This window comes from Nakamurella sp. UYEF19, from assembly GCF_040546275.1.
Lineage (GTDB): Bacteria > Actinomycetota > Actinomycetes > Mycobacteriales > Nakamurellaceae > Nakamurella.
Map to the genome: position 1 here is coordinate 46489 of NZ_JBEPNO010000005.1, position 22533 is coordinate 69021.

A 22533-nucleotide genomic window follows, 5' to 3' on the forward strand; every position below is an offset into this window, starting at 1 on the left:
CGATGCCGCGGTGGTGGCGGTGGTCCGTTCCGGGTTGGGTCCGTTGCTGCGTGGGGAGCCGCTGCGGGTGGGACGCCGGACCCGAAAGATCTCGGCGGGGTTGCGGCGGGCGTTGCGGGTCCGCGATGGGGGGTGTCAGTTTCCGGGGTGTCATCGCCGGCGGCATCTGGAAGCTCATCATGTGGTGCATTGGAAGAACGGCGGCGGGACCGATCTGGACAACCTGGTGCTGGTGTGTCGGTTCCACCACATGCAGGTCCACGAGGGTGGTTTCACCGTCGGGTTCGCCGGGCCGACCAGTCGCGGTGCGACGTTGTCCGGGTGGGTGTTTCATCGGCCTGACGGGGTTGCGGTGCCCGGGGTGCGGGTCATGCTGCCCGGCCCGCGAGGCGACGATGCGGACGTGGCCGGCGGGTATGTGGTGGATGAGGAGGCAGCGCAGGCCCGGTTGGGTGGCGGATTCAGGCTTGCCGAGTCGGTGGGGGTGTTCTGCCGCGCCGCCGACGGCCCCTCCGAAGCGGTCGACTTCACCGGAGCTGATGCTTTCAACGCCTTCGACGTCTTCGACCCGCCGAATGCCGACCCGATGGCTACCGCACCGGCCGGAGAACCGACTGCCGCCCCGAGTACCGCATCGGCCGAAGAACGAGTCACCGCACCGAGGACCGCACCGGCCACGAAAGCAGATGACGAACAACCCGCGCTCCACAGACCTGTCTCGGCCGGAGAGGACCTGCTCGACAACACCGACTTCAGCCAGTTCGACACCTTCGACGAAATCATGGCCTTCTGCCGGAAAGCGCTGTTCGAACCGCAGGCCACACGATGAACCCCAAAGCCGATCGCAACCGCACCCTGGTGATCTGGTGCCCGGACTGGCCCGCAGTCGCCGGTGCACGGCAGGCCGGCAAATCGGCGTCGGACCCGGTGGCCGTCTTCCACGCCAACCGGGTACAGACCTGTAACACGGCCGCCCGGTCGGAGGGCATCAAGGTGGGGCAGCGACGGCGGGACGCCCAGTCGCGATGCCCGGACCTGTTGGTGCTCAAAGCAGATGCCGATCGTGACGCACGGCTCTTCGAACCCGTGGTGGCCGCAGCGGAATCGGTGGCGCCGGGGGTGGAGATCCTTCGGCCCGGCCTGATCGCGTGCTCGTCGCGTGGGCCGACGAGGTACTTCGGCAGCGAGGAGAAGGCGGCTGAACGGATCACGGACATCGTCGAGGCGCTGGATGTCGAATGCTCGGTCGGGTTCGCCGACTCGCTCGCGGTCGCGGTCCTCGCCGCCCGGCAGGTCGTCATCGTTCCGCCCGGCCGGTCGGCCGAATTCTGCGGCACGCTGCCCATCGCCGAACTGGCCAGGGATCCGGCGATCTCACCACCGCAGCGGTGGGAACTCGTCGATCTGCTGATCCGCCTCGGCATCACCACAGCCGGTGCTTTCGCCGCGCTGCCGGAGATGAAGGTGGCCACCAGGTTCGGGGCGGATGCCGTTGTCGCCCATCGACTGTCGAAGGGTCTCGACGAGCGGGGAATGTCGCGCCGGATCATTCCCGAAGAGTTGGCGGTCGAGCAGCACTGCGACCCTCCGCTGGACCGGGTGGACGCCGCCGCCTTCGCGGCCCGGGCGCTGGCGGAGCAGTTTCATGCGCGGCTCGCGGACGCCGGGTTGGCCTGCACGCGGCTGGCGATCAGCGCAACGACGGACAGAGGGGCTCAGCTGTCGAGGATCTGGCGTTGCGCCCGGCCGTTGACCCCGGCTGCCACCGCAGACCGGTTGCGTTGGCAGTTGGACGGCTGGTTGACCTCGGGACGGACCGTCCTCGCCGCTGGACAGCGGGGTCAGCAGAATCCACGAGGTCAGCAGAATTCACGAGGTCAGCAGCGTCAACACGTCCAGGAGCATCAGCAGGGTCAAGACGATCCGCTGGACGACGAATTCAGCGGTCCCGGCGCCATCACCCTGCTGCGGCTCGAGCCCATCGAGGCGATCGGCGCGGGTCTGGTCCAGTACGGACTGTGGGGTTCCGACGGACAGGATGATCAACGAGCCGGGTGGGCGTTCGCCAGGGTTCAAGGTCTGCTCGGACCGGAATCCGTGCTGACACCGGTGTTGTCGGGGGGTCGTGGACCGATCGAGCGCATCACCCTTGTGCCCTGGGGCGAGGAGAAGGTGCCGGCCCGCGATCCGTCAGCGCCCTGGCCGGGTGCGCTACCCGCCCCGGCGCCCGCTCGCCTGGCCTCACCGGTCGATCTCCGTGCGGAGGTGGGTCCGGCGGACATCTCGGTGACCATGCTGGACGAGTACGGGGCTCCGGTCAGCGTCACCGACCGGGGCATGCTCAGCGGCGTCCCCACTCGATTGCACGGGCGGCGTTTCGACACCGCCTGGATCCGGGGCTGGGCGGGACCGTGGCTACTGGACGAACGCTGGTGGCTCGCCGAACTACCGGAGTCGGTGGAGAAGGTAGCGGTGGAGAAGGTGACGGTGATGCCGAACATCGCTCGCCGGCCGGCCGGGCCGTACAGCCTCGGTCCCGGCGATACGGCCTACGACAAGCCACCCAGAAAGGGCGCTTTCGCACCACCGCCCCCGGCACCACCGCCCCCGGCATCATCGACCAAGGCACATCAGGTGACGGCGGTCAGCGCACCGACCCGACACCGGGCGCGATTGCAGGTGCTCACCGACAACGGATCAGCACTGCTGCTGTTGTTCGGCGTCAACGGCTGGCAGATCGAGGGGGAGTACGACTGATGGGCTGGTCGAATCCGCCTGTCCCCTGGCGAGAACTGGAGCGTGCGCTGTCCGGGTTACCACCATTGGAGGGCAGAGGTCCGCCGAAGGTTGCGCCGATTCGGCCGCCGGGGACTCCCGGATCTCCGGGAACCAGTAGAACCGCGGGAATCACCGAGGCGCAGCGACAACCGATCCAGCAGGAACCGTTGCAGCGGGAGCCGGAGCAAGCTGTCCCCTACGCAGAACTGCACTGTCACTCCGCGTTCAGCTTCCTCGACGGTGCCTCCACCCCGGAAACCCTGGTGGCGGAGGCGGTGCGACTAGGGCTGGAGGCCTTGGCCATCACCGATCACGATGGCTTCTACGGTGTGGTCCGCTTCGCCGAGGCAGCACGGGATGCCGGACTGCGCACGCTCTACGGGGCGGAGCTGTCCCTCGATCTCCCGGCCGGACAGCTCGGCGTGCCGGACCCGGTCGGCCAGCACCTGCTGGTGCTGGCCAGAGGTCAGGAGGGGTACCGACGGCTGGCGCAGCAGATCAGCAAAGCGCAGCTGAAGGGACATGAGAAAGGCCGCCCAATCTACGATCTCGACGATCTGGGGAAGGCAGCCGACGGCCACTGGCTGATCCTCACCGGATGCCGCAAGGGCAGTGTTCGGCGGGCTCTCGCGCGGGGCGGCCCGCCGATGGCGCGTCGGGAGATCCTGAACCTGGTCGAGCGGTTCGGTCAGCAGAACGTGGTGGTCGAACTGACCACCCAGCAACAACCGACCGATGACGAGGACAACGACGAGTTGGCCCGGCTGGCAGCAGATCTCGGTCTCCCGGTGGTGGCGACCACCGGAGCCCACTACGCCAGGCCGCACGGCCACCGGCTCGGCACCGCGGTGGCGGCCGTGCGAGCAAGGCGCAGCCTGGACGAGGCAGATCCCTATCTGCCGGCGGGTCCCGGTGCACATCTGCGGTCCGGGGCGGAGATGCAGCGGCTGTTCGCCCGTTACCCGACCGCCGTTGCCACCGCGGCCCGGATCGGGCAGGAGTGCGCCTTCGACCTGATGCTGGTCGCCCCGCAACTACCACCGTTCGAGGTGCCGCCCGGCCACGACGAGAACAGTCATCTCCGGGCGCTCACCCTGGCCGGCGCCGTCGAGCGCTACGGGTCGCCGCAGGACAATCCCGTGGCCTATGCGCAGATCGAGAAGGAGTTGCGGATCATCGCGCACCTCAACTTTCCGGGTTACTTCCTCATCGTGCACGACATCGTGATGTTCTGCCGCGATCACGACATTCTCTGCCAGGGCAGAGGTTCGGCCGCCAACTCGGCCGTCTGCTACGCCCTTCGGATCACCGCCGTCGACGCCGTCGAGTACGGGCTGCTCTTCGAACGGTTCCTCGCCCCCGAGCGGGATGGACCGCCCGACATCGACGTGGACATCGAGTCCGACCGTCGGGAGGAGGTCATCCAGCACGTGTACGACAAGTACGGCCGGGAACGGGCCGCACAGGTGGCCAACGTCAACACCTTCCGTCCCCGGATGGCGGTCAGGGACATGGCCAAGGCCCTCGGTCATTCGCCCGGCCAGCAGGACGCCTACTCCAAACAGCTGGACGGCTGGACCCCGCTGGCAGCCCAGGACGTCGAGCAGTCGATCCCGCCCGACGTCCTCGAGCTGGCCGGCCGGATCCAGGACTATCCACGGCATCTCGGCATCCACTCCGGCGGCATGGTGATCTGCGACCGGCCGGTGGGGGAGGTGTGCCCGGTGGAATGGGGCCGGATGCCGAACCGGTCCGTGCTCCAGTGGGACAAGGACGACTGCGCGGTGATCGGGCTGGTGAAGTTCGACCTGCTGGGCCTCGGCATGCTGTCGGCGCTGCACTACGCGGTCGACCTCGTACGCGAGCACGAGAAGATCGACGTCGATTTCGCCAAGCTCGATCTCGAAGAACCCGCGGTCTACGAGATGTTGCGCCGCGCCGACTCGGTCGGTGTGTTCCAGGTCGAATCGCGTGCCCAGATGGCCACCCTTCCCCGGCTCAAACCGCGGACGTTCTACGACCTCGTCGTCGAGGTGGCGCTGATCCGCCCCGGCCCCATCCAGGGTGGCTCGGTGCACCCGTACATCAGGCGCCGCAACGGGTTGGAGCCGGTCGTCTACGACCATCCGGTGATGGAACGTTCGCTGTCCAAGACGCTCGGCATCCCGCTGTTCCAGGAGCAGCTCATGCAGTTGGCCGTCGACGTGGCCGGTTTCGACGCCGGTGAGGCCGATCAGCTCCGAAGAGCCATGGGCTCCAAGAGGTCCAGCGCGAAGATGGAGAAGATGAAGACCCGGTTGTATGACGGGATGCAGAACCTGCACGGCATCACCGGCCAGGCTGCGGACCGCATCTACGAGCGGTTGCTGGCCTTCGCCAACTTCGGTTTCGCCGAGTCGCACGCCCTGTCCTTCGCCGCTCTGGTCTTCTACTCGTCCTGGCTCAAACTGCACCACCCAGCGGCCTTCACCGCTGCGTTGCTACGAGCCCAGCCGATGGGTTTCTACTCACCGCAATCACTGGTCGCCGACGCCAGGCGACACGGGGTCACCGTGCGCCGACCCGACATCAACCTCTCGCGCGCCCACGCCGACCTCGAGCCGGGACCGGGCGGTGCCCCTGCGATCAGGTTGGGATTGGCGGGCATCAGGACCATCGGTGCGGAGCTGGCCGACCGGATCGTCGCGGCGCGTCCGGAGGGCGGGTACCGCGACATCGACCAGCTGACCAGGGCGGTCACCCTGGCCAGCTCGCACGCCGAGGCGCTGGCCACCTCCGGAGCGCTGGACTCGCTGACGTTGAACGGTGAGGAACCGCTGGGCAAGGACCGCCGCCGCGCGCTCTGGGCGGCGGGTGCTGCCGCGGGGGAGCGTGCCGGCACCCTGCCCGGCACGATGGTCGGTCTCGACGCGCCGACGCTGCCGGGGATGAGCGAGATCGAGCTCACCGTCGCCGACATCTGGGCCACCGGGATCTCACCTGTGGCCTATCCCACCGAGTTCTCCCGCTCGAAGCTGCAGGAGATGGGTGTGCTGTCGGCCCGTGATCTCGCCACGGTGGCACATGGGACGCGGGTGCTGGTGGCCGGGATGGTGACGCACCGGCAACGGCCGGCCACCGCCTCGGGCATCATCTTCATCAACCTGGAGGACGAGTCGGGGATGATCAACATCGTCTGCTCGACCGGGTTCTGGTCCAAGTACCGGAAGGTCGCACGGGAGTCGCCGTCACTGCTGGTCAGGGGAATGCTGGAGCGTCAGGGGGCAGCATTCTCGGTGCTCGCAGAGCGGATCGCCCGACTCGATCTGATCGCCGCCACGCCCTCCCGGGACTTCCGCTGACCCGGGTCTGGCACGATCGGCGGCATGAGTGAGCATCGCAGGACGGCTGATTCAACATGAGCATGGTCTTCGAGCGGGCGTCGGTTTCCCTGGTGCTGGCCGACTATGCGGTGGCGGACCAGCTCGGCAAGCTGCAGATGGTCGGCGGTGGGCTGCAGATCGTCGGACGCGACCACGTCAAGGGTGTCTCGTCGGCCTTCGCGCTGGTCGTCTCGCTCGATTTTCCGCCGGAGGTCTTCAACGAGCAGTACTCGTTCGAGGTGGTGCTCGAGGACACCTCCGGAGCGCCGGTGGAACTCACCGCGGTGCCCGTCGGCGGAGCGTCGAGCGTCATGCGATTCGGCCAGACCCTGCAGGTCGACGAACCGAACTTCCGCGGCAACGGTGTTCCCCGGCGTGCCCTGCCCGCCCGCTCGCACGTCGTCCTCTACTTCAACACCGGTCTGCCGCTCCCGGCCGGCCGCGTGCTCGTCTGGCGGGCCAGGATAGACGGTGACACCCGGCCGGAGTGGGCCCTCCCGTTCTTCGTCCCGGCGCCGCCGGCCGGACCGGTCCTGGGATGAGGTTCGCCACCTGGAACATCAATTCGATCCGGGCGCGGCAGGACCGGTTGCTGGCGTGGCTGGAGCGATCGGACGTCGACGTCCTGGCGGTCCAGGAGACCAAGATCCCGGACGCCAAGTTTCCAGACGGTCCGCTGACCGATCTCGGCTTCGAGGTTGCGCACCATGGGTTCTCGCAGTGGAACGGCGTCGCCATCATCTCGCGGGTGGGGATCGAGAACGTCCGGACCAGCTTTCCGGACATGCCGTTGTTCGGCGATCCGCCGGTCGCGGAGGCCAGAGCGATCGGGGCCATGTGCGGAGGGGTGGACATCTGGAGTCTCTACGTGCCCAACGGGCGTGCCGTCGGTGACCCGCACTACGACTACAAGCTCCAGTGGCTGGCGGCTCTCGGCTGGTACGCGGCTTCCCGGGTCGCCGCCGAGCCGCAGCTGCAACTGGCCCTGTGCGGCGATTTCAACATCGCCCCCACGGACGAGGATGTCTGGGACATGGCCGCCTTCGAGGGCGACACCCACGTCACCGAGCCCGAGCGCACCGCCTTTCAAAATCTGCTCGACGTCGGCCTGGTGGATGTGGTCCGTCCCCATCATCCCGGGCCAGGCGTGTACACCTACTGGGACTACCAACGTCTGCGCTTCGCCAGGAGGGAAGGCATGCGGATCGACTTCGCGCTCGCCTCGGCCACGCTGGCCGCCCGGGTCACCGGGGCGACCATCGACCGTGAGGAACGCAAGGGCAAAGGCGCGTCCGACCATGCCCCGGTGATCGTCGAACTCGAGGATCCGGCATGACCGAAACCGGCATGACGGAAACCGGCATGACGGAAACCGGCATGAGCGAGACCAACGCCAGCAGCGAGGTACGCATCCTGGTCCTCCAGCACGATGCCTCTGATCCCCTGCTGCGCGTGGGTGACTGGCTGGCCGACGCCGATGCGATCGTGGACATCCTGAGGTTGTACGACGACGACGACGTCCCGGCCGACCTGACCGGCTACCAGGCGGTGATCAGTCTCGGCGGCGAGATGGGCGCCTACGACGACGACATCGCTCCGTGGCTGCCCGCGACCCGAGACCTGCTGGCGCACGCGGTGAACACCCGGACCCCCACCCTGGCCGTCTGTCTCGGTTCGCAGCTGTTGGCCGTCGCCACCGGCGGGACGGTCACCATCGGTGCGGAAGGTCCGGAGGTCGGCGCCTACCTGACGGCGAAACGCGATGCAGCGGAACAGGATCCGCTGTTCGACCCGCTCCCCATGACGCCGGACGTGATGCAGTACCACTACGACGTGGTGTCCACACTGCCACCCGGGGCTGTCTTGCTGTTGTCCTCCACCGGATACCCGCACCAGGCGTGGCGGATCGGGTCGGCGGCGTGGGCGCTGCAGTTCCACATCGAGGCCTCCGCCGAGGATCTACGCGCCTGGGGACGGACGGAGGGACGCGAACCGGTGGGGCGCCTTGGACCGGTACTCGACCAGGCCGAGGAGGTCATGGGCGAGGTCTGGCGGGACTTCACCGCGCGGTTCGTCGAATTCGCCCGAACCTCGACCGCCCGATCCTCGACCTCTTACACGCACCATGACGACGAGCTGCTGGGCCGCCGGCTTCCCCTGCACGGACACCAGTGACCCGCCCCGCTTCCAGAACCCTGGCCCGGTACGGGTTTGGTGACAACGAACGAGCGGGGGATAACCTGCGCACGCTCGGCCTCGCCTCCGGCTCGTCGGTCATGCCGGGATCGGAGGACGTGCTTGCCGCGCTGTCCCGTACCGGTCGCCCCGACCTGGCGGTGCACGGCCTGTGCGCCCTGATCGAGGCGAGCGCCGACGGGCCGGAGATCCTGGACGCGCTGCGAGCGTCGGCGCGATTCCGGGGGCGTCTGCTGGGGGTCCTCGGTGCGTCGACCGGCCTGGCCGAACACCTGGCCGCGCAACCGGAACAGTGGCGTCTGCTGCTACCGGAGGCGGTACCGGGTCAGTTGATCACCGCGGAGACGATGCAGGCGGCGCTCTCGGCGTCGGTCGGCATCGATCCGGCCGAGCCGCTCTGCACCGGTACCGAGGGCGGCCGCGCGACCGTGACCGGTGGGGCGGCGGTGCTCGCGCTGCAGCGCGCGTACCGGTCCCAGCTGTTGATCATCGCCGCCCACGACCTGGCGCCGGCAGTCGAGTCGTCGCTGCCGGTCACGGCACTACCGGCTGTCTGCCAGGCCCTGTCCGACCTGGCCGATGCCACCCTGCAGGTCGGTCTTGCGGTGGCCGCCGCCGCACTGCCGGCCACGGCTGCTCCGGCACGTCTGGCCATCATCGCGATGGGCAAATGCGGTGCGCGGGAACTGAACTACCTGTCCGACGTCGACGTCATCTTCGCTGCTGATCACCCGGCGGCCCCGGACGAACAAGCCGTCGCCAGCCAACGCCCGGAAGGCCTTGAGGGCTCGGAAGGCCTTGAGGGCTCGGACGCCGACAGTCCGGCAGCGGACAGACCATCCCGGCCCGGCCCGGCCACGGCCACCAGGGACGACAGTGCGATGCTCGCCACGGCGACGGCGCTGGCGGCGGGGCTGATGCGCATCTGCGGTCAGGCCGCCTGGGAGGTGGACGCCGCGCTCCGGCCCGAGGGCAAGGCCGGTGCGCTGGTGCGCACGCTGTCCAGCCACGCCGCGTACTACCAGCGCTGGGCCCACACCTGGGAGTTCCAGGCCCTGCTCAAGGCCCGTCCGGCGGCCGGTGACGCCGCCGTCGGGAAGGCCTTCACCGACATCACGTCGGTGGGCGTCTGGAGCGCCGCCGGCCGCGCCTCGTTCGTCGACGACGTGCAGGCCATGCGCCGGCGCGTCGAGGCCAACATCCCGGAGGACCAGCGGGACAAGGAACTCAAGCTGGGCGCGGGTGGGCTCCGTGATGTGGAGTTCGCCGTCCAGCTGCTCCAGTTGGTGCACGGCCGGACCGATACCGAACTCCGGTTGCCGGGAACCCTGATGGCCCTTCGGTTCCTGATCCGCGGTGGGTACGTCGGCCGGTCCGACGGTGCCGAGATGGCCGCTGCCTACACGTTTCTGCGCCGGGCCGAGCACCGCCTCCAGTTGCAGCGGCTGCGACGCACCCATCTGCTGCCGGAGGACCAGGCCGATCTGGAGTGGCTGGCCCGGACGGACGGCTACACGGCCAGCGGGACGTCCAGCGCGGCGGAGATCTTCACCGCCGACCGGACCCGGCACAGCGCCTCGGTCCGGAGACTGCACGAGAAGCTCTTCTACCGGCCACTTCTGCATGCCGTCGCTGCTGTTCCCGGCGACGAACTGCGGCTGAGTCCGGAGGCGGCGACCGCACGCCTAGCGGCGCTGGGGTTCGCAAATCCCGATGCTGCCCTGCGTCATCTGGCCGCGCTCACCTCCGGCGTCAGCCGGCGGGCGGCCATCCAGCGCACCCTGCTCCCGGTACTGCTGGATACGTTCGCCGGCAGCCCAGACCCGGACGCCGGACTGCTCTCCTACCGTCAGGTGTCCGAGGCTCTGGCCGAAACGCCCTGGTACCTCAGGCTTCTGCGCGACGAGGGTCTTGTCGCCCAGCGACTCGGAACGTTGCTCGGCGGATCCAAACTCATCGGCAACCTGCTGGTCAGGGCGCCCGAGGTGCTCAGGCTGCTGGTCGACGACGTCTCGCTGCTGCGGCCGCAGCCGGCCGAGGTCCGGCTGGCGCTGCTTGCCAGGTCGAAAAGGGCTGCGACCGCCCAGGAATCGGTGGACGCAGCCAGATCGGCTCGCCGGCACGAGATGCTGCGCCTGGCCTGTGGCGACATGCTCGGCCTCATCAAGGTCACCGACATCGCCACCGGCCTGACGAGCATCGCTGAAGCCTCCCTGCAGGCCGCCTACGAGGTGTCACTACGGCAGGTCGCGGCGGCCCATGGCGGCAAGGTGCGCGGTCGGATGGCCGTCATCGGGATGGGCCGGCTCGGCGGAGCCGAACTGGGCTACTCCTCGGACGCCGACGTGATGTACGTGGCCGAACCGCTGCCCGACGAGGACAGCAGAGGCGGCATGGACGACATGAGTGCAGTGGCCGACCTGATGGCGCGACTGCTGGGTCGCCCGACCCCCGACCCGCCGCTGCTGGTCGACGCCAACCTCCGGCCGGAGGGACGCAATGGCCCGCTGGTCCGCACGCTCGAGGCGTACCGCTCGTACTGGCAGCGATTCGCAGCACCGTGGGAGCGACAGGCGCTGCTCCGGGCCAGGCCGATCGTCGGCGACGTGCAGCTGGGTCTGGAGTTCCTCGAGATCGCTGACCCGTTCCGCTACCCGGTCGGTGGCCTGGACGGGCGGGACGTCATCGAGATCCGGCGGATCAAGGCCAGAGTCGACGCCGAACGGCTGCCGCGCGGCGCGGACCCGACCACGCACACCAAGCTCGGGCGCGGCGGGCTCTCCGACGTCGAGTGGACGGTGCAACTGCTCCAGCTCCAGCATGCCGCCGAGGTGCCCGACCTGCGGACCACCCGCACGCTGCCGGCGATCGAGGCGGCGGCGGACGCCGGCATCATCGACCGTTCCGACGCGCAGGCCCTCTCGGCAGCCTGGCTCGAAGCCACCCGGACCCGCAACGCGCTGATGCTGGTCCGCGGCAAGCCGGAGGATCAGATCCCGACCCACGGCCGGGAGCTGGCCGGGGTGGCCAGGGCACTCGGCTATCCGGAGGGCGAGGATCCCGGCGAATTCGTCGACGACTACCGGCGTGCGACGCGCCGGGCCCGGCGCGTGGTGGACCGGCTGTTCGACAGCGCGTGAGCGTCGCGGCCGGCCACGGTCTGGGAGGATGACCGACGTGCCGACATGGATCTGGATAGTCATCGCGATCGTCTTTGTTCTCGCCGCAGTGCTGGGTGTGGGGCTGGTGCTCGGGCGTCGCCGCCGGATCACCCTGGTCGCACCGCCCGCCACCCCAGCGAAGCCCGAGGTCACCAGCACCAGACCCACCGGCGGCTACAAGGCGGGTAGTTCGATCTCGCTCAGCGCCGGCAGCGGGACCGCAGTCCTGCCGCCGCGCCCGACGGAGCCGTCGGCCGCACCGGCGGTGGTGGCCGAACCGGTCGTCCGCACGCCGACGACGGCCAAGCCCGTGACGCCGACGACGGCCAAGCCCGTGACGCCGACGACGGCCAAGCCCGTGACGCCGACGACGGCCAAGCCCGTCACACCGACGACGGCCAAGCCCGTCACGCCGGACGCAGAGCGCACCGAGACCGACGGCCAGCCGGGTGTCGGGGACGACGCGTCCATCCCGCGTGACTCGATCCGCCGTGACGTCATCGACGTGCAACTTCCGGACGAGGACGTGGCCGTCCCGCAATCGCCGGCCGTTGCACCCGAACCGGCCGTTTCCGCACCGGCCGTTGCGCCCGAACCGGCCGTGATCGCAGCACCGGTGCTGGCCGAGGAGATCCAGGTCAGCGAGCCGGCTCTCCAGGAACCGGCGCTGGAGGACCCCGCCCTGGAGGATCTGGCCGCAGCCCCGCCGCTGGAGGAGATCGCGCCGACCGAAGGCCGCCTCGGCCGGCTGCGCGGCCGGCTGGCCCGCTCGCAGAACGCATTCGGACGGTCCCTGCTCGGGCTGCTGGGCGCGGGCGCGTTGGACGAGGACTCCTGGACCGACGTCGAGGACACCCTGCTGATGGCCGACCTCGGTGCCGGCGCCGCGGCCGAGATCACCGCGACCCTGCGTCGTGAGGTCGCCGCGCATGGGGTCACCGACTCCGTCTCGGCACGGGCGCTGCTGCGCCGGGTGCTGATCGAGGCGGTGGAGACCGACGGCAAGGGCCAGGTTCCCGACCGCAGCATCAGGGCGCTGCCGCACGACGGCCGCCCGGCCGTCCTGCTGATCGTCGGCGTCAACGGCACCGGCAAGACCACCACCACCGGAAAACTGGCCAGGGTCCTGGTCGCCGACGGCCGGACCGTGGTGCTCGGTGCAGCCGACACCTTCCGGGCCGCCGCGGCCGACCAGCTCCAGACCTGGGGCGAGCGGGCCGGCGCCACCGTCGTGCGCTCGGCGGCGGGAGCGGACCCGGCTGCGGTCGCGTTCGACGCCGTCAAACGAGGTATCACCGACGGCGCGGATGCCGTGCTCATCGACACCGCCGGCCGCCTGCACACGAAGACCGGCCTGATGGACGAGCTGGGCAAGGTCAAGCGGGTCATCGAGAAGCAGGCGAAGGTCGACGAGATCCTGCTCGTGCTCGATGCCACCACGGGTCAGAACGGTCTGGTCCAGGCCCGGGTCTTCGCCGAGGTCGTCGACATCACCGGCATCGTGCTCACCAAGCTCGACGGCACGGCCAAGGGCGGCATCGTCGTCGCCGTGCAGCGGGCGCTCGGGGTCCCGGTGAAACTGGTCGGACTCGGCGAGGGAGCTGACGACCTCGCACCGTTCGAGCCGGCCGCCTTTGTCGACGCATTGCTGGGTGACTGACCAGCAAACGATGCGTCAGACGCCGACCACACATGACGAGCAGGCATTTCATCGGACCGAAACAGCAGTGCAACAGGCTTGAAACCCAATTCGGCCTAGTTCACGGGCGCGAAACATGAACGGGCGCAGAAGGAAACAACTCCGGGTGAAGCTGTCCACGTTCGAGGATCGGCTCCGATCCGACTCCGCCCCCTGCCTGGAGGTTTGATGGTCCCGCACTCTGCAGTGGTGACACTGCTGGCAGCTGATCCGGTCCTGAGCCCGGGAGACACTGCCTGGATGCTTGCCAGCAGTGCACTGGTGCTGCTCATGACGCCCGGTCTGGCGTTCTTCTACGGCGGTCTGACCCGCTCCAAGAGCACCCTGAACATGATGATGATGTCGTTCATCTGCATCTTCATCGTCTCGATCCTGTGGGTGCTCTTCGGGTTCAAGCTGGCCTTCGCGTCGACCTCCACCAGCGGACTGTTCGGGGATTTCTCGCTCGGGCACCTGGGCAATGCGTCGACGGGCCTACCAGTGGAGTTCGGGGGTAAGGGCACCGGTATACCGGTGATCGTGTTCGCGGCCTTCCAGCTGATGTTCGCAATCATCACCCCCGCCCTGATCTCCGGTGCCATCGCGGATCGGGCCAAGTTCATCAGTTGGTCGATCTTCGTCACCCTGTGGGCGATCATCGTCTACTTCCCGGTAGCTCACTGGGTCTTCGACTTCGGCGCTCTCGGCGGCAGGGCGGGCTGGCTCACCACCTTCATGGCACCGACGGGCAAGGCGGGAGTCGAGGACTTCGCCGGTGGTACCGCGGTCCACATCAACGCCGGTGCAGCAGCTCTCGCCCTGGCCTTGGTGCTCGGCAAGCGGGTCGGCTTCAAGAAGAACCCGATGCGTCCGCACAACGTGCCGTGGGTGCTCCTGGGCTCCGGTCTCCTGTGGTTCGGCTGGTTCGGGTTCAACGCCGGTTCGGCCGTCGGCTCCAACGGCCTCGCCGGTCTGGCCTTCATGAACACCCAGGTCGCCACGGCCGCCGCGCTCGGTGGCTGGCTCATCGTGGAGTACTTCCGCGACGGCAAGCCGACCAGCGTCGGTGCCGCATCGGGTGCGGTCGCCGGACTGGTTGCCGTTACTCCCGCCTGTGGCTTCATCACCCCGTGGGCCGCGGTGGTCCTGGGACTGCTGGCCGGCGCGGTCTGCGCTTTCGCCGTCGGACTGAAGTACAAGTTCGGGTATGACGACTCGCTCGACGTCGTCGGGGTCCACCTCGTCGGCGGAGTCTTCGGCACCCTGTTCATCGGGTTCTTCTCCTCCAGCGACGTGAACAGCTTCGCGAACAACGGGCTGTTCTACGGGGGCGGGCTCGGGCAACTGGGTCGGCAGGCCGTCGGTGCCGGGTCGGTGCTGGTCTACTCGTTCGTCGTCGCCTACATCCTGGGCTTCATCATCGAGAAGACCATCGGGTTCCGGATCTCCGAGGATGCCGAGGTCGAGGGCATCGATGTCAACGAGCACGCCGAGTCGGCGTACGAGTTCGACACCCAGTCCTCGAGCGGCAGCATCCCGTCCGGTCACCTGACCGACGCCACCAGCAAGGAGGTCAACGCATGAAGCTGATCACCGCCGTGATCAAGCCCTTCAAACTCGACGAGGTCCGGGCAGCGCTGCTGGCCTTCGGCGTGCAGGGAATGACGGTGTCGGAGTCGTCCGGGTACGGGCGTCAGCGTGGACACACCGAGGTCTACCGCGGGGCCGAGTACACGGTCGAACTGCTGCCGAAGGTCAAGGTCGAGATCCTGGTCGACGACGAGGACGCGGATGACGTCGTCGACGTCGTCGTCAGGGCAGCCCGCACCGGCAAGATCGGTGACGGGAAGGTCTGGGCCACCACGGTCGAGAACGTGGTGCGGGTGCGCACCGGCGAGCGCGGTCAGGAAGCACTGTAAAAGCATGGGTACGTCCCCGTCGGATTCGAATCGGTTGGATCCCGAACGGGGCGGATTCGCTGAACTGAGAGCCCAGTTGCTGAGCCGGACCGGTATTGCCGGTCCGGCCCGGCGCCGGGCTCTCGCCCGTTTGACCGACGGTTGGCTGTCCGGCATCGCGGCCGAGGCCGGTGTCAACGTCGGTGGGGTGGCGCTGGTGGCCGTGGGGGGATTCGGTCGGGGAGAGCTCTCCCCGTTCTCCGACCTCGACCTGGTGCTGCTGCATTCGACGGAGACGCCCGCCTCGTACGCCGAGATGTTGGCCGAACGCCTCTGGTACCCGATCTGGGACTCCGGGATCCGGTTGGACCACTCGGTGCGGTCGGTCGGCGGGGCGAGGCAGATCGCCAAGGTCGATCTCCCGGCCGTACTCGGCATGCTCGATCTGCGGCACATCGCGGGCGATCCCGAGCTGGCGGGCACCCTGCACCGCCGGGTGCTCGCCGACTGGCGCACCGACGCCAAGGAGCGGCTTCCCGCGCTGCTGGCCTCCTGCAAGCAGCGTGCCGACCGCAGCGGCGAACTCGCCTTCGCCACCACCCCCGATCTCAAGGAATCCCGCGGTGGCCTCCGCGACCTGGTGGTGATGCGCGCGGTCGCTGCCTCCTGGTTGGCCGACTGCCCGCACCAGGGTCTGGAGGAGGCCAGGTCTGCGCTGCTCGACGTGCGCGACGCGGTGCAGACCGTCACCAAGCGCGCCACCGATCGGCTGCAACAGCAGGACCAGGACGCGGTTGCTGCGCTGATGGGCCTGGATGACCGGGACATGTTGCTGCGTCACGTGTCCGCCATCGGCCGGACGGTCGTGCACGCCAGCGACCTCACCTGGCACCGGGTCGGCCGGGTGCTCGAAGGACCGGCCAGAGGTGCGCTCGTCGACGGACCGGGAAGGCTGGTCCGCCGCCCCGACCGCACGCCGCTGGCCGATGGCATCGTCGAGCAGGACGGCGAGGCCGTGCTGGCCCGCACCGTCAACCCGGCCACCTCGCCCGCCCTTGCCCTGCGGGCCGCTGCGGCCGCCGCGCAGGCCGGGCTGCCCGTCTCGCCGGCGACCGTCGTCCGGCTGGCCCGCACCCGGCCCGTGATGCCCGAGCCATGGCCGACGGTCGCGCTGGACGCCTTCCTGTCGCTGCTGGGTGCCGGCGAACCGATGATCACCGCGTGGGAGGGGCTGGACCAGGCCGGGTTGATCGCCGAGATGATTCCGGGCTGGGAGCGGCTGCGTTCGCTCCCGCAACGTGACCCGATCCACCTCTACACCGTCGACCGCCACCTGATGCAGACGGCGGTCAACGCCTCCGCCATGGTCCGCCGGGTGTCCCGGCCCGACCTGCTGCTGCTGGCGGCGATCTTCCACGACATCGGCAAGGGTCTGCCAGGTGACCACTCCACCGTCGGCGCAGAGATGATCCCGATGTGGCTGGCCCGGATCGGCATCGGCAAGGAGGACATCGACCTGGTCCGGTGTCTGGTCCAGCACCACCTCCTGCTGTCCGAGACCGCCGCCCATCGCGATCCCGACGATCCCGCCACCGTGGCCGTGGTGGTCGCGGCGCTGGACACCGGGTCGCCCGCTGCCGTCCTGGAACTGCTGCATGCGCTGACCGAGGCCGACGCCACCGCGGCGGGTCCGGCGGCCTGGACGCCGTGGAAGGCCGGCCAGGTGAAGTACCTGGTCAACAGGGTGCGTTCGGTGCTGGCCGGCGACGTCCCGCCCGAGGTGGGAGAGCTCAACACCACCGAACGGGAACTCATCGACGCCGGCCGGCCGGGAATCGTCATCGTGGCCGGGTCGCACGGACTGGAGGTCACCGTCGCCGCGCCGGACCGGCCGGGCCTGCTGGCCGCCGCCGCCGGGGTGCTCACCGTGCACCGGCTGACGGTGCGTGCCGCGTCTCTGCGCACGGTCGACGGCACCGGGCTGCAGACCTGGACGGTGACTCCCGAGTTCGGTGACCCGCCGGAGGCCTCGACCCTGCGCGCGGATCTGGTCAAGGCCCTCGACGGAACGCTCGACATCTCGGCCAGGCTCGCCAAGCGCGGGCGCAGTCGTCCGGCCGTCACCGCGGCCCCGCCGATCGTGCAGATCGTCCCCGGCGCGTCGGAGCGGGCGACCGTCCTCGAGGTCCGTGCCCACGACAGCCCCGGGCTGCTCTATTCGGTAGCGTCCACCCTGGCCACGCAGGGTGTCGACGTGACCGCTGCCAGGGTGCACACCCGGGGGGCCGAGGCGGTCGACATCTTCTACCTGGTGGCGGCGGACGGCAGCATGCTCACGCCGGCGCGTGGCACCGAGATCGTCGGAGCCGTGGTCGCGGCACTGGGGTAGCCAGCTGCCGGGATAGTCTGGAGATTGTGTTCGATACCCTCTCCGATCGTCTCGCCACCGTCTTCACCAACCTGCGGGGCAAGGGCCGGCTCTCGCCGGCCGACATCGATGCCACCGCGCGCGAGATCCGCATCGCGCTGCTGGAAGCCGACGTCGCCCTGCCGGTGGTGCGCACGTTCATCGCCGCCATCAAGGAGAAGTCCACCGCCGCAGCCATTTCGGCGGCGCTGAACCCGGCGCAGCAGGTCATCAAGATCGTGAACGACGAGTTGGTCAGCATCCTCGGCGGCGAGACCCGCCGTCTGGTGTTCGCGAAGAACCCGCCGACGGTGATCATGCTGGCGGGCCTGCAGGGCGCCGGAAAGACGACCCTGGCCGGCAAGCTGTCGCTGTGGCTGCGCAACTCCGGACACACCCCGCTCCTGGTCGCCTGTGATCTCCAGCGGCCCAACGCCGTCACCCAGCTCCAGGTCGTCGGTGAGCAGGCCGGCGTCGCTGTCTTCGCGCCGGAGCCCGGCAACGGGGTCGGCGACCCGGTCGGCGTTGCGAGGGCCGGCATCGAGTTCGCCAGGTCCAAGCTGCACGACATCGTCATCGTCGACACCGCCGGCCGTCTCGGCGTCGACGCGGAACTGATGCAGCAGGCCGCCGACATCCGCGACGCCGTCGATCCGAACGAGATCCTCTTCGTCCTGGACGCCATGGTCGGCCAGGACGCGGTCACCACCGCACAGGCCTTCGCCGACGGCGTCGGGTTCACCGGGGTGGTGCTGACCAAGCTCGACGGCGACGCCAGAGGTGGTGCGGCGCTGAGTGTCCGGCAGATCACCGGGGTGCCGATCATGTTCGCGTCCACCGGCGAGAAGCTGGCCGACTTCGACACCTTCCACCCCGATCGGATGGCCTCGAGGATCCTGGGCATGGGCGACATGCTCACCCTGATCGAACAGGCGGAGCAGCACTTCGAGGCCGACCAGGCCGAGGAGATGGCGGCCAAACTGGCCGGAAACGACTTCACCCTCGACGACTTCCTCCAGCAGATGACGATGCTGAAGAAGATGGGCCCCATCGGCGGGCTGCTGGGCATGCTGCCCGGCGCCGGCCAGATGAAAGAGGCCCTGGCCAACGTCGACGACCGCGACATCGACCGCACCGCCGCGATCATCCAGTCGATGACGCCGGGGGAGCGCAAGGATCCGAAGATCATCAACGCCTCCCGCCGGGTGCGCATCGCCAAGGGTTCGGGATCGACGGTGGCGCAGGTCAACTCGTTGGTCGACCGCTTCTTCGAGGCGCGCAAGATGATGTCGGCGATGGCCGGCCGCTTCGGGTTCCCCGGCGCCCGCAACAACAACCGCAAGGCGGTCAAGGGCCGAAAGGGCAAGAAGGGCAAGGTGTCCGGCCGCGGCCCGACCCCCCCGAAGATCAAGGGCATGCCCGGCGGTTTTCCGCCCGGCATGGGGATGCCGGGCATGGGCATGCCGGGGATGCCCGGCGCCGGGTCGCCGCAGTTGCCGTCGAACTTGGGTCTGGACCAGCTGCCGCCGGGGTTCGACCCGTCGCAGCTGAAGTTCCCGAAGAAGTAACGGCGGCCGCGCGCCGTGGCACGGCCGACCCCTCTGCACATCACCGGGCACGACGCTTCCACCGGCGAGCCGGTCGACTACCGAACGGCCGGTGGCGTTTTCGTCGATCAGGAGCTCCCCGGCACCCTCGAGCTGACCGGCTGGACCCTGCCCGGGTTCGTCGACGCCCACTGCCACATCGGCTATTCCGAGGCGGGCATCGTCAGCCTGGAGGAAGCCGAACTCCAAGCCAGGCTGGACCTGGCGACCGGCGTGCTGGCCATCCGGGACTGCGGTTCGCCGATCGACACCCGTCCGTTGACCGATCGTGACGACCTCCCGGTGCTGATCCGCGCCGGCCGGCACATCGCGCGGCCCAAGCGCTACATCAGGGACCTGGGCGTCGACCTCGACGATCCGGACGACCTGCCGGCCGAGGTGGCCCGTCAGGTGGCGTACGGCGGAGGTTGGATCAAGTTGGTGGGGGACTGGATCGACCGTGGCATCGGTGATCTCGCCCCGCTCTGGTCGGACGAGACCCTCACCGAGGCGATCGGGGTCGCCCACGATGCTGGCTGCCGGGTCACCGCGCACGTCTTCGGCGAGGATGCGCTGCCAGGACTGCTGGCGGCCGGCATCGACTGCATCGAACACGGCACCGGCCTGACGGACGAGACCATCGCCGAGATGGTGCGCCGTCGGGTGCACCTGGTCCCGACCATGATCAACATCGCCAACTTCCCGATGTTCGCCGACGCCGCGACCCGGTTCCCGGCATACGCCAAGCACATGCTGGACCTGCACGAGCGCAGCGCCGAGACGTTCAGCGCCGCGATCGCGGCGGGCATCCCGGTACACGCGGGTACCGACGCCGGCGGGTACATCGAACACGGCCGGATCGTCGACGAGGTGGTGGCGCTGTCCGGCCTCATGGGATCCCGCGAGGCGCTGATCGCCGCCACCCACGACGCCCGCAACTGGCTGGGTCTCGGGGCGCAGGACCTTGGCGACTCGGCCGACCTCGTGCTCTACCCGGCCGACCCGGCCCTTGACCCCGAGGTCCTCCGCCACCCGACCGCGGTGATCAGAGCGGGGCGGGTGGTCCAGTAGGGGGAGGGCCACTTGCCAGGTCAACCAGGCCGCACAGATATGGCAGAATGGCGCTGTTACGGCCTTCGCTCGGCCCCTCTCTCCGAGCCTGGCCGCCATTGGTGCGAGAAGAACCGCTCACCCCACGCGGATCGGATCGCCCGCCCCCTGGCGGAACATCCGCCATCATGTTCAAGGAGTTTTCGAAAACCGTGGCTGTCAAGATCAAGCTCGCTCGCTTCGGCAAGATTCGCGAGCCGTTCTACCGTGTTGTCGTCTCCGATGCCCGTACCCGCCGCGGCGGCCGTGCCATCGAGGCCATCGGCAAGTACCACCCGAAGCTCGAGCCGAGCCTCATCGAGATCGACTCCGATCGTGCGCAGTACTGGCTGGGTGTCGGCGCGCAGCCGACCGAGTCCGTGCTGTCGCTGCTCAAGGTGACCGGTGACTGGCAGAAGTTCAAGGGTCTGCCGGGTTCCGAGGGAACCCTTAAGCCGCAGCCCGAGAAGGTCGACAAGCGCACCCGGTACGAGGCCGCCCTGGCTGCCATCGGCTCCGACGATGCGCCCACCGCGACCACCCCGAAGAAGAAGGCGGCCCCCAAGGCCGCCGACGCCGCCGAGACCGCTGACGCGCCGGCCGCTGCCGAGGTGCCCGCCGCCGAAGCTGCTGCGGCAGGCGAGAAGTGAGCATGCTCACCGACGCCCTCGAGCATCTGGTCAAGGGCATTGTTGAGCACGACGAGGACGTCCACGTCGACCTGACCACCGGCCGTCGTGGCCGCACGCTGCAGATCCGGGTGCACCCCGACGATCTGGGCAAGGTCATCGGCCGCAGTGGTCGGACGGCGACCGCGCTGCGGACCGTCATGTCGGCCGTCGGCGGTCGCGGTATCCGCGTCGACGTCGTCGACACCGATCGCTGACGCCCCACCGCTCGTTCCCGCACCCCGCATCTCGTCCACCTCCACGGCGGACGAGGTGCGGGGTGCGGTCGTTTGTTGCTCGTACTTTCTAGGGAGTTGAGATGACCCAGCTTCAGGTCGGCCGGATCGGCCGCGCACACGGCATCCGCGGTGAGGTCACTGTGACGCCGTTCACCGACGACCCGTCGGCCCGCTTCGCCGTCGGCTCGGAACTGCAGACCGACTCCAGTGCCCGGCCCGTCCTCGTCGTGTCCGGCGCGCGGCAGTCCGGTCCGGTGCAGGTGGTCGGGTTCGAGGGCATCGTCGATCGCAACACCGCCGAGACCCTGCGCGGGATCCATCTTCTCGTGGACGCCGAGTCGCTGCCGGAACCCGCGGACGAGGACGAGTTCTACGACCACCAGCTGATCGGGCTGGCCGTCCACCACCACGTCAGCGGTGAGGTGCTCGGCGAGATCGTCGACGTCATGCACCCGCCGGCCGCGCCGGTCCTGGTCGTTCGTCGCCCCGACGACACCGAGGAGCTCGTGCCGTTCGTCAGTGCGATCGTCCCGGACGTCGACCTGGCGGCGCGCCACGTGACCGTCGACCTGCCGGACGGCATGTTCGAGTGAACGCACCATCGGCACTGCAGCTCGATGTCATCACCATCTTCCCGGAATACCTTGCGCCGCTGCGGGAATCACTGCTGGGCCGGGCCATTGCCGATGGCCTGATCGGTCTGCGCGTGCACGACCTGCGCGACTACGCCCCCGACCGTCATCGGACCGTGGACGACACGCCCTACGGCGGCGGCGCCGGCATGGTGATGAAGCCTGATGTCTGGGGACGCGCGCTGGACGCCGTCGTCACACCCGGTCCCGGCAGCACCCTGATCGTGCCGACCCCGGCCGGTGTGCCGTTCACCCAGGCCATCGCCGCGGACCTCGCCACCCGGACGCAGCTCGTCTTCGCATGCGGCCGTTACGAGGGCATCGACCAGCGGGTCGCCGATCATGCTTCCACCACCATGGAGGTGCTCGAACTCTCCATCGGCGACTACGTCCTTGCCGGGGGAGAGGCCGCCGTGCTGGTGATCGTGGAGGCGGTGGCCAGGCTGATCCCCGGCGTGCTGGGCAATCCGATGTCGGCAGTGACCGACTCGTTCTCGGGCGCCTCCGCCGGTTTGCTGGAATACCCCAGCTACACCAGACCGCTTGATTACCAAGGGATTTCGGTGCCGCCGGTGCTGCTGTCCGGGCATCACGGTGCGATCGAGAGGTGGCGGCGGGACGAATCCCTGCGCCGCACGGCCCGGCGGCGGCCGGACCTGGTCGCCGCGCTCGACCCCGCGAGCCTGGACCGCGCCGACCGGCTCGTGCTGGAAACTGCGACGCTCGAGATGGGCGGCATTTTGCCACCCCGTCCTTCTCTGGCAGACTGGGGAGGTTGTGAGTCGGCCGGGCAGATCCCGCCGACTGCCGGTCGGCCCATCCCGGGCCCGCCGTGACCG

General features: G+C 69.1%; 17 protein-coding genes. All 17 read left to right on the forward strand.

Annotated elements, in window-relative coordinates:
* Positions 1-67: 67 nt before the first annotated feature.
* Positions 68-829, forward strand: coding sequence for an HNH endonuclease signature motif containing protein (locus ABIB25_RS10025; protein ID WP_502919786.1), 762 nt, complete (start codon positions 68-70; stop codon positions 827-829).
* Positions 826-2757, forward strand: coding sequence for a DNA polymerase Y family protein (locus ABIB25_RS10030; protein WP_354528302.1), 1932 nt, complete (start codon positions 826-828; stop codon positions 2755-2757). Before ABIB25_RS10025 ends, ABIB25_RS10030 begins: the two co-directional genes overlap by 4 nt.
* Entirely contained in the window at positions 2757-6119 is a 3363-nt protein-coding gene (locus tag ABIB25_RS10035; protein ID WP_354528303.1) for an error-prone DNA polymerase, read from the forward strand. Before ABIB25_RS10030 ends, ABIB25_RS10035 begins: the two co-directional genes overlap by 1 nt.
* 56 nt (positions 6120-6175) lie before the next feature.
* Complete coding sequence (locus ABIB25_RS10040) at positions 6176-6682, forward strand: hypothetical protein (protein WP_354528304.1); 507 nt, start codon at positions 6176-6178, stop codon at positions 6680-6682.
* Positions 6679-7476, forward strand: a complete 798-nt coding sequence (locus tag ABIB25_RS10045) for an exodeoxyribonuclease III (protein WP_354528305.1) — start codon at positions 6679-6681, stop codon at positions 7474-7476. Before ABIB25_RS10040 ends, ABIB25_RS10045 begins: the two co-directional genes overlap by 4 nt.
* Positions 7473-8315: a type 1 glutamine amidotransferase gene (locus tag ABIB25_RS10050; protein WP_354528306.1), complete on the forward strand. Its 843-nt coding sequence runs from the start codon at positions 7473-7475 to the stop codon at positions 8313-8315. Before ABIB25_RS10045 ends, ABIB25_RS10050 begins: the two co-directional genes overlap by 4 nt.
* On the forward strand, positions 8312-11476 hold the full coding sequence (locus tag ABIB25_RS10055; protein WP_354528307.1) for a bifunctional [glutamine synthetase] adenylyltransferase/[glutamine synthetase]-adenylyl-L-tyrosine phosphorylase: 3165 nt from the start codon (positions 8312-8314) through the stop codon (positions 11474-11476). The genes ABIB25_RS10050 and ABIB25_RS10055 overlap by 4 nt, the downstream gene beginning before the upstream one ends.
* A 37-nt stretch (positions 11477-11513) precedes the next feature.
* Positions 11514-13157: a signal recognition particle-docking protein FtsY gene (gene ftsY / locus ABIB25_RS10060; protein ID WP_354528308.1), complete on the forward strand. Its 1644-nt coding sequence runs from the start codon at positions 11514-11516 to the stop codon at positions 13155-13157.
* Positions 13158-13436: 279 nt separating this feature from the next.
* Positions 13437-14759, forward strand: a complete 1323-nt coding sequence (locus ABIB25_RS10065; RefSeq protein ID WP_354528309.1) for an ammonium transporter — start codon at positions 13437-13439, stop codon at positions 14757-14759.
* Entirely contained in the window at positions 14756-15094 is a 339-nt protein-coding gene (locus ABIB25_RS10070; RefSeq protein ID WP_090477921.1) for a P-II family nitrogen regulator, read from the forward strand. The genes ABIB25_RS10065 and ABIB25_RS10070 overlap by 4 nt, the downstream gene beginning before the upstream one ends.
* A 4-nt stretch (positions 15095-15098) precedes the next feature.
* A complete protein-coding gene (locus tag ABIB25_RS10075) occupies positions 15099-17462 on the forward strand; it encodes a [protein-PII] uridylyltransferase (RefSeq protein WP_354528310.1) in 2364 nt (787 codons plus the stop codon).
* A 26-nt stretch (positions 17463-17488) separates the two neighbouring features.
* On the forward strand, positions 17489-19048 hold the full coding sequence (gene ffh, locus ABIB25_RS10080) for a signal recognition particle protein (protein ID WP_354528311.1): 1560 nt from the start codon (positions 17489-17491) through the stop codon (positions 19046-19048).
* A gap of 15 nt (positions 19049-19063) precedes the next feature.
* The gene (locus ABIB25_RS10085) at positions 19064-20137 is read left to right on the forward strand and encodes an amidohydrolase family protein (protein ID WP_354528312.1); all 1074 of its coding nucleotides are present in this window, start codon (positions 19064-19066) and stop codon (positions 20135-20137) included.
* A 191-nt stretch (positions 20138-20328) separates the two neighbouring features.
* On the forward strand, positions 20329-20805 hold the full coding sequence (rpsP, locus tag ABIB25_RS10090) for a 30S ribosomal protein S16 (protein ID WP_354528313.1): 477 nt from the start codon (positions 20329-20331) through the stop codon (positions 20803-20805).
* Positions 20802-21041 (forward strand): RNA-binding protein, encoded by a 240-nt coding sequence (locus ABIB25_RS10095; protein WP_354528314.1) that lies wholly within the window; start codon positions 20802-20804, stop codon positions 21039-21041. The genes rpsP and ABIB25_RS10095 overlap by 4 nt, the downstream gene beginning before the upstream one ends.
* A gap of 101 nt (positions 21042-21142) precedes the next feature.
* Positions 21143-21655: a ribosome maturation factor RimM gene (gene rimM, locus ABIB25_RS10100; RefSeq protein ID WP_354528315.1), complete on the forward strand. Its 513-nt coding sequence runs from the start codon at positions 21143-21145 to the stop codon at positions 21653-21655.
* A gap of 14 nt (positions 21656-21669) precedes the next feature.
* Positions 21670-22530, forward strand: coding sequence for a tRNA (guanosine(37)-N1)-methyltransferase TrmD (gene trmD, locus ABIB25_RS10105; RefSeq protein WP_354528465.1), 861 nt, complete (start codon positions 21670-21672; stop codon positions 22528-22530).
* The last annotated feature ends 3 nt before the right edge of the window (positions 22531-22533 follow it).

Coding starts and splice junctions, on each gene's coding strand:
- ABIB25_RS10030 (WP_354528302.1), top strand. CDS start 826: ATGAACCCCAAAGCCGATCGCAACCGCACCCTGGTGATCTGGTGCCCG.
- ABIB25_RS10035 (WP_354528303.1), top strand. CDS start 2,757: ATGGGCTGGTCGAATCCGCCTGTCCCCTGGCGAGAACTGGAGCGTGCG.
- ABIB25_RS10040 (WP_354528304.1), top strand. CDS start 6,176: ATGAGCATGGTCTTCGAGCGGGCGTCGGTTTCCCTGGTGCTGGCCGAC.
- ABIB25_RS10045 (WP_354528305.1), top strand. CDS start 6,679: ATGAGGTTCGCCACCTGGAACATCAATTCGATCCGGGCGCGGCAGGAC.
- ABIB25_RS10050 (WP_354528306.1), top strand. CDS start 7,473: ATGACCGAAACCGGCATGACGGAAACCGGCATGACGGAAACCGGCATG.
- ABIB25_RS10065 (WP_354528309.1), top strand. CDS start 13,437: ATGCTTGCCAGCAGTGCACTGGTGCTGCTCATGACGCCCGGTCTGGCG.
- ABIB25_RS10070 (WP_090477921.1), top strand. CDS start 14,756: ATGAAGCTGATCACCGCCGTGATCAAGCCCTTCAAACTCGACGAGGTC.
- ABIB25_RS10075 (WP_354528310.1), top strand. CDS start 15,099: ATGGGTACGTCCCCGTCGGATTCGAATCGGTTGGATCCCGAACGGGGC.
- rimM (WP_354528315.1), top strand. CDS start 21,143: ATGACCCAGCTTCAGGTCGGCCGGATCGGCCGCGCACACGGCATCCGC.